6 protein-coding genes are annotated in these 8,110 nt (G+C 46.7%); all 6 read left to right on the forward strand.

The features are described 5' to 3' along the window. The first annotated feature begins 220 nt into the window (after window positions 1-220). The 6 genes from BBG47_RS26590 to BBG47_RS26615 all read left to right on the forward strand — a co-directional run bounded on the left by BBG47_RS26590 (window position 221) and on the right by BBG47_RS26615 (window position 7,997). Window positions 221-1,093, forward strand: coding sequence for a phosphotransferase family protein (locus BBG47_RS26590; RefSeq protein WP_065294258.1), 873 nt, complete (start codon window positions 221-223; stop codon window positions 1,091-1,093). Between the two features lie 30 nt (window positions 1,094-1,123). Then, window positions 1,124-1,630, forward strand: coding sequence for a DUF2569 domain-containing protein (locus BBG47_RS31315; RefSeq protein ID WP_065294259.1), 507 nt, complete (start codon window positions 1,124-1,126; stop codon window positions 1,628-1,630). 489 nt (window positions 1,631-2,119) lie between these two features. Then, complete coding sequence (locus BBG47_RS30165) at window positions 2,120-2,329, forward strand: hypothetical protein (RefSeq protein ID WP_065294260.1); 210 nt, start codon at window positions 2,120-2,122, stop codon at window positions 2,327-2,329. Between the two features lie 833 nt (window positions 2,330-3,162). Continuing rightward, window positions 3,163-4,884: a ubiquinone-dependent pyruvate dehydrogenase gene (gene poxB / locus BBG47_RS26605; RefSeq protein ID WP_065294261.1), complete on the forward strand. Its 1,722-nt coding sequence runs from the start codon at window positions 3,163-3,165 to the stop codon at window positions 4,882-4,884. Window positions 4,885-5,481: 597 nt separating this feature from the next. Beyond that, on the forward strand, window positions 5,482-6,672 hold the full coding sequence (locus BBG47_RS26610) for an amino acid deaminase/aldolase (RefSeq protein WP_065294262.1): 1,191 nt from the start codon (window positions 5,482-5,484) through the stop codon (window positions 6,670-6,672). Continuing rightward, window positions 6,660-7,997 (forward strand): D-arabinono-1,4-lactone oxidase, encoded by a 1,338-nt coding sequence (locus BBG47_RS26615; RefSeq protein WP_065294263.1) that lies wholly within the window; start codon window positions 6,660-6,662, stop codon window positions 7,995-7,997. Before BBG47_RS26610 ends, BBG47_RS26615 begins: the two co-directional genes overlap by 13 nt. Window positions 7,998-8,110 lie beyond the last annotated feature (113 nt).

Genomic DNA, 8,110 nt, shown 5'->3' on the forward strand with positions numbered 1-8,110 from the left:
GTTCTAAGTAAAGCAACATATTTTTTAGAAATTGATTACCATAATGTGGTTAATGATAAAAGATACCTATTGCATAGCGAAAATGGAGCATTTGCAAATGAATTTAAGTAGAATCGATAAGCAACAATCATAAAGTGTATTTAACGGTAGATGCTGATACGTTATAGGAACTCAGCCACAACTCAAGAAAGTAAAACATTTATAATGAAGGAGCTTGTAAATGATCTCTACCTACATTCGACGCATTCAAGAAGTGTACCCCAATTTACATATTCAAGATGTTAAACAAAATGAGATCGGACAGAATAATGACGTATTTATTCTTAATCAATCTCTCGTCTTTAGGTTTCCTAAGTACAAGCAAGGATTAGAAAAATTAAAGCGAGAAACGGAGTTATTGGAATCAATCAGTAAAACTGTAGCGATGCCGATTCCCTATCCAGCCTATAAATCTTTTGATGAGATGGAGGTAGGTAAGGCTTTCATGGGCTATAAGCTGATTGAAGGTGCTCCTTTTTGGAAGGAAGAACTGATTAATATCAAAAGTCAAAACCTTACGAATACAATTGCCTCACAACTTGTTACTTTTCTAATTGAACTTCACTCTATGGATATACCGAAAGCTTTTGTTTCTCAAAAACAACATGAAAGTGTACATAGAACTATAGAAAATCTATATGTAAGAATTAAAGAGAAACTCTTTCCTTTTATGCGAGTAGATGCACAAGAAAAAGTAGCAGAGAACTTTATTGGATTTTTGAATAATCCGTATAATCAGAATTTGGAGCAAACCTTTATCCATGGAGACTTTGGAGCAAGTAATATCTTATGGGATCCAAAAGAAAACAGGATTGCAGGAATAATTGACTTCGGAGGTTCCGGACTTGGGGATCCAGCATATGATTTTGCGGGAATTCTCTCCAGTTATGGAGAAGAGTTTTTTGAAGTATGCACGGATTTGTACCCGAGTGGAAGACAAATTGCAGAACGAGTTCATTTTTATAGAAGTACCTTTGCTTTGCAGGAAGCTCTACATGGGCTAGATCATAATGACCAAGAAGCTTTTGAAAATGGAATTAAAGAATATAGATAGAACAACTGAGATAAGAGGGAGTTTTTTTCAATGGAGACAAATGTTCAAGAACAGAAATATGACCATCTGCCGTTAGGTGTATCTGGGCTAGGGGGGTGGTTGATTCTAGTACAAATCGGTCTTTACTTAACGATGATTCTATTAACGGTGCAACTATTCCAGCATTCATTACCTGCATTCAGATCCGATACATGGGAAGTACTAACGTCATTAACGTCACAATATTACCACCCTTTATGGGGACCTGTGCTTATTTTCGAGGCGATATATAATGTGCTATTTTTATTCTTCTGTATATTTATACTCATTAATTTTTATGGAAAGAAGTCAACATTACCGCGGCTAATGATAATTTTCTATAGTGTTAGTTTAATTATTGGGGTAATTGATTATCTATTAGTAATTCAAATTCCCTTAGCGAGTGAACTGGAAGATGGAAGCTCATTAAGAGATATAGTGAAATCTGTACTAACTTGTGCAATTTGGATTCCCTATTTTATGAAATCAGAACGTGTACATAATACTTTTATCAGGTGAATCGATGAGCCTATATAAGCGTCCTGGGGGAGCTGATTCCCGAGTTCTTGAGCGACTTCCAATTTCATCTTCTCATAAGGACGGAATCCTTTCCCAGCTATACTATTTCAGTTGTTGAGCTTCTTCGACCTTCAGCCTTCGGAAAAATAGGAGCCATATGGGTAATTAACTATACCTGGCCAGCTGCAGAGGAATATATTGTGGGTATCCTGTATCAAGGGCGTCTTGTTGGCTCACCATCCCCGGATTGCCTCGAAACATGCATAAAGATTGGAATGGCTTGTCGGGCGTTATGTGGCATCGCCGTCCCTTGCTTAGCTGCATGCTTCGCCGCTGAAGCTCCTGTCGCGCAATCTGCTAATCTTGTCTATGACGAAAGAAACTTATGAAGAAATCTGCCAGCTGCACTGTGGCATCAATCAAGCTGAGCGTGCATCGAGAGTACGGTGATCGGAAAGGAAGTTCAAATCAAAAGGAGGCGCACTCTAAATGAAAGCGACGGCACCAGCCCCATCTTGCAATAGCTGCACGTTAGCGATCAATGGAGCAATTCGGGATTTGAAAGCAGCGAAGCGATTTGTTGCTCATAGGAAACTTGAGCGTGCTGAAGATGCTTTGGCTAACAGCCTTCCAGACATCGCTCGAGCAATTCGAGCAATTAACCGGTTTGAGAAGCGAAAACGTGAAATATTAAAATAGGATTATGGATGGATGGCCAGTTACTGATTGTATCGGCAGCTGGCTTTCTAGCTCAATAAGGTGTATGTTCTAAAAAGAAAGGGCCATCCGGCAAAGGATGGCCTTTAAACATGCCGTTACCGACAGCGTGGGAACCGTACCATAAGTGAAGCGAAATATTTGACCTTTACTGCTTAGGACATGGAAAGACGCCCCAAGGGAGAGGGGCTCTACTGAATGGGAGGATTATTCTTAATAAGGGTGAGATTATCAATACCTTCCTTTTTAATGGCGTTCTATACGATTAATATTACGAATTGCCTTGGCAATGTCTGGGAGGCTATTAGCTAGAGCAGTTTCAGCCCGTTCCAATCTCCCACGAGAAAGAAATCGCTTTGCTGCTCGTAGATCCTTTATCGCGCCATTAATTGCGGTCTGGGCATACTGTGAACAGTCTAAACAAAACGGTGGTCTGCGCTGCGAAATAATCGCACTAGCTTTGCGTGTTTTAGCGATTTTACGGTTATTAGAATGTATGGTATAACCTCCTTTTTCCAGCAATATATGCTAGTCTAACTTCACTTGCCAAGGTTCGTATCACAGTAAGTGAAAATAAACGCTTCTGATATGAGTTGCATATGCAGCTCTTTTTTTTATTGTACTAACGGGAGCATTCCTATATTAAGTGAATGAAATGACCGAAATTTGACTACATAATCTTATGATTGAAGCCCAACAAACCCGAGATGTGTATTGTCGGGCTTTCTTCTTGGTTCGGGCTTATATCGTTGTGAAATCAAGAATAGGCTGCTCGTATTATGGCAATATAATAAAAACAAAAAGGAGAGATTCCCATGAGAAGAACGATAGCGGATTCCATTGTGGAATCCCTTCTGAACTCCGGCGTGAAGCGAATTTACGGCATTATCGGCGATTCGCTCAATGCCTTGCTCGATGCGATCCGTCGTTCTGGAGAAATAGAATGGATCCATGTCCGCCATGAAGAGGTTGCAGCGTTCGCAGCGGGCGCGGATGCCACCCTCAGTGGAGGAATCGCCGTATGTGCGGGTAGCAGCGGGCCAGGTAATTTGCATCTCATTAACGGATTGTACGATTGCCATCGAAACAGGGTGCCAGTACTTGCGATTGCCGCTCATATTCCGAGCAGTGAGATCGGCAGCGGCTTCTTTCAAGAGACCCGTCCGGACATGTTGTTTCAGGAATGCAGCTTCTTTTGTGAAGTCGTAACCGGACCGAAGCAAATGCCCCGAGCGGTTACGATGGCGATGCAAACCGCGACGGCAAGGTCGGGAGTGTCTGTCTTAGTTCTTCCAGGAGATGTAGCCGCTTTCGAATACGACGAAAGCCCCGTTCCAGAACGAGTCATCCATTCCACCCGTCCGATTGTCTGCCCTTCTACAGACGAATTGAAGACGCTTGCCGACTACTTAAACAAAGGCAAGAGGATCACCTTGCTGTGCGGTGCCGGCTGCGCGGGAGCTCATGCTTCGCTCATGAAGCTGTGCGAGAAGCTGCAATCCCCGATGGTCATAGCGCTGCGAGGAAAAGAATATCTGGAATACGACAATCCGTATTCCGTCGGATTAACCGGCCTCATTGGTTATTCTTCCGGCTACCATGCCATAATGGAATGCGATGTCTTACTCATGCTGGGTACCGATTTTCCATACCGGCAATTTTATCCGCAGGAAGCGACCATCCTTCAGGTTGATTTGGATTCCTCCCGACTAGGCCGGCGAACGACACTCGCATACGGGGTGTGCGGAGACGTAAAGACGACGGTCGAAATGCTGTTACCCCTATTAGAAGAACCGCACTCCCCTGATCATCTGCAGCACTTTGCGGCAGATTATGCCAAAGTCCGCGAGGAGCTGGACAAACTTGCAGATCCCGGCCGAGCGCCTATTCATCCGCAATTCCTCATGAAGGTAATCAGCGATCTCGCAGATGAGGATGCCGTTTTGACTTGCGATGTTGGGACGCCGACTGTGTGGGCAGCCCGATACTTGAACATGAATGGAAAAAGAAGGCTTATTGGCTCGTTTAACCATGGGACAATGGCGAACGCCATGCCTCAGGCGATTGGGGCGCAGGTTGCACAGCCGGGACGCCAGGTCGTATCACTGTCGGGGGACGGGGGACTCACCATGCTGCTCGGAGATCTATTGACCCTTCGTCAGCATAAGCTCCCGATCAAGATCGTTGTCTTTAATAATGGTGCGCTTGGATTCGTGGAATTGGAAATGAAAGCAGCCGGCTTTTTAGAATTCGGAACGGAACTCGACAACCCAAACTTTGCGGTAATGGCTCAAGCTATGGGAATCGAAGGAATCCGGGTTGAGGATCCGAACGACTTGGAAAGCGCCGTTCGTCGAGCGTTCGAACACAACGGTCCGGTAGTGCTGGACGTCGTCGTCAATCGTCAGGAGCTGGCTATGCCGCCGAAGATCAACTTCGAGCAGGCACGCGGATTTACGATGTGGATGCTGAAAGCTGTTTTGAACGGGCAAGGCAACGAAATCATCGAACTGGCGAAAACCAATCTCCTTCGGTAATAAATAGGAGCATTTTGAAGTGGTGACTGCACACATTATCTTGGTCGTATGGCTAAGTATCATCATTGTTGATGAATATCAAAATGAAGATCGCCTTTGCAACTATTTAAAACCACATTACTAACTATTGTCGGGTGAGAATAACGTATATGCTTAAAAGTCGCTTAGTTGCGGCTTTTTTTATTTTCACGATATATGTTCTTGCCAAGAATCAATGATAAGAACATATATTGTTTTACGTAAATGAAGACGGTTTTCAATTTCACATTTTCGCTTGAGACAAAACTGGACCTTATGGTAATAACTTTAGGTGGACAGGGAACTATGCCTTAAAAAATGATGCAGACTGAGTAATGGGGTTAAGCAAAAGGGTAGTATAATTCAACGCGTCTTTAATCCATAAAAAGCGAGCCTATCCCATTATGTGTTCAGTTTATATGATGTAGAAAATGCAGACCCAGCCTAAGATACGAGCTATCTTAGGCTGGGTCTTTTCGTATAAGAAATGGCCTCAAAATCTAGAAATAATAAATGCAAAGAACCTTAAATAATAATATAAGAAATCGTACATCTTCCAGACAAAGGAGGTCGAGTAGAGTGCGCGATTATCGTTACTATAAAGAAGTATGCACGGGGCTTCCGATGCCCTTTGCCTTCGTTGATCTGGATCTGTTGCAGCAGAATATTCAGAGCGTTCTCCACCTTGCGAATGGAAAAAAGGTCCGCATTGCGAGTAAATCGATCCGCTCTGTTGATGTGCTTCGGCGCATTCTACAGACAAACGCGCAGTTTCAAGGGATCATGTGCTTCACGGTACCCGAAGCACTCTATCTCGCGCAGCAAGGATTCACAGACTTGCTGCTAGGATACCCTGCGGCGGACGCACGACTGCTGGAGTCCGTCGCCATGCATCAGCGTGAAGGGCGCAGCATCACGCTGATGGTCGACTGCGAGACGCATGTCGAGCAGGCGGAAGCGGCAGCCGCCAAATATGGCGTGAGGCTGCCGCTCTGTGTGGACATCGATATATCGATCGATGTCTCTGGGCTGCACATCGGCGTATGGCGCTCGCCAATACGCTCTACAGCTGCGGCGCTCAGCCTCATCGAGCGCATCGCGCAGTCGAAGCACGTCGTGCTCGACGGGCTCATGGGCTATGAAGCGCAGGTCGCAGGCTTAGGCGACCGCGTGCCTGGGCAGGCGCTGAAGAACGCGATCGTGCGGCTGCTCAAGCGCCGCTCAATCCGTGAAGCCGCTGCCAGGCGGGCCGAACTGGTCGCGGCGATCGAGCGCATGGGCATTCCACCGCTGCGGTTCGTGAATGCAGGCGGCACGGGCAGCCTGCATACAAGCAGCGTTGAGCCGGCCGTCACCGAGGTTACAGCCGGCTCGGGGTTCTATTCGCCCGGTCTGTTCGATCACTACCGGGACTTCACCTTCCTTCCCGCCGCAGGGTATGCGATCGAGATCGTGCGGCAGCCGCGCGGCGATCTCTACACTTGCTTGGGCGGCGGATACACGGCTTCGGGCGCTGCAGGCAGCGACAAACTGCCGCGTCCATACCTGCCGCAAGGTACGGCACTTCTTACGATGGAAGGGGCAGGCGAAGTGCAGACACCGATCCGCTACAACGGGCCAGAAGAGCTGAAACTCGGCGATCCGATCTTCATGCGTCATAGCAAAGCAGGAGAGTTATGTGAGCGATTCGCACATCTCTACTACATTTCGAACGGCAGTATCGTTGGCAAGACAACGACATATCGGGGGGACGGACTATGCTTTCTGTAAATTTGAAGGAGCGCAATACGAAAGTATGGCGCAATTGGTCAGGACTCGTACGCGGATTGCCGAGAAGCATTGTATATCCGGCCAGCATAGAAGAGGTGGTCGGGATTGTTAAGGAATGTGCCGCCGAAGGACGGAAGCTGCGTGTCGTCGGATCCGGACATTCATTTACCCGACTCGTCCAGACCGATGATGTATTGGTCTCCTTGGATCAATTACAGGGTGTAATTGCTGTTGATTCGGAGCAGGGGATAGCCGAGGTGTGGGGTGGAACTAAATTGGATCGACTTGGGAAAGAATTGCATGCCTATGGGGTCGCGCAAGAGAATCTGGGCGATATTAATGCGCAATCTATTGCAGGAGCGATCAGTACAGGAACACATGGGACTGGGGAGCGGCTCGGGAGCCTCGCAACGCAAGTGGTAGGTTTGACGGTAGTGACAGCGGCAGGGGAAATCCTCGAATGTTCAGCCCAGCAGGATGAAGAACTTTTTCGGGCGATGCAGGTGTCGCTAGGGATGTTCGGGATAATCGTTAAGGTGAAGCTTCGTGTTGTACATTCGTACGCTCTCCGCTATGCAAGCAGCAAAATGCCATTCTCCCAATGCCTTGAACAGCTTGATCTATTCAAAAAGGAAAACCGTCATTTCGAATTTTTTTGGTTTCCTTATACGGATATCGCTCAAGTAAAACTGACCAATATGACGGATGAGGTTCCCGGAACGCCAAGCCGCTGGAGTTACTGGAAAGTCATGCTGCTGGAGAATGCGCTATTCTGGTTATTGTCGGAGTGCTGTCGTTTCATTCCGCGCCTTTGCAAGCCAATAAGCCGATTATCAGCAACAAGCGTACCGGATGTGCAGGAAGTGGGGCATAGTCACCTTATTTTCGCGACGCCGCGGCTGGTTCGATTTAATGAAATGGAGTACAGTGTACCGGCAGACAGCATGCGAACTGTACTTGAGGAAATACGCGATGCAGTAGATCGGGATCAATTTGCTGTTCATTTTCCAATCGAATGCCGTTATGTTCAGGGAGACGATATATGGCTCAGTCCGGCGAATGGACGTGATTCTGGCTATATCGCTGTACATATGTACCGTGGGATGAAGTATGCCGACTATTTTGCCAAAGTAGAGGAGATCTGTAGACGGAATGGCGGGAGACCACACTGGGGAAAGATGCACACGATGCGCGCAGAGCAGCTGCGTACGATATATCCGAAGTGGGAAGCATTTCTTCGCCTTCGTCAAGAGCTTGATCCTTCGGGCGTATTCTTGAACCCTTACTTGGCAGAAATGCTGCAACAGAGCGAGCAGGCGCACTAGCTGACGGTAACGTAACGAGTCCTTGATAATTCAAGCGTTAATTTGTTGTGGGATAACAATGATTTTTGAAATGACTACTCAAGTTCGGGTATCAAACATGGAAGAAGGACAGA

The organism is Paenibacillus sp. KS1, from assembly GCF_001680695.1.
Taxonomy (GTDB): domain Bacteria; phylum Bacillota; class Bacilli; order Paenibacillales; family Paenibacillaceae; genus Paenibacillus_B; species Paenibacillus_B suaedae.

Excerpts from the sequence above, each read along its gene's own strand:
- BBG47_RS26615 (WP_065294263.1), top strand. The coding sequence starts at position 6,660 with ATGCTTTCTGTAAATTTGAAGGAGCGCAATACGAAAGTATGGCGCAAT.
- poxB (WP_065294261.1), top strand. The coding sequence starts at position 3,163 with ATGAGAAGAACGATAGCGGATTCCATTGTGGAATCCCTTCTGAACTCC.
- BBG47_RS30165 (WP_065294260.1), top strand. The coding sequence starts at position 2,120 with ATGAAAGCGACGGCACCAGCCCCATCTTGCAATAGCTGCACGTTAGCG.
- BBG47_RS31315 (WP_065294259.1), top strand. The coding sequence starts at position 1,124 with ATGGAGACAAATGTTCAAGAACAGAAATATGACCATCTGCCGTTAGGT.
- BBG47_RS26590 (WP_065294258.1), top strand. The coding sequence starts at position 221 with ATGATCTCTACCTACATTCGACGCATTCAAGAAGTGTACCCCAATTTA.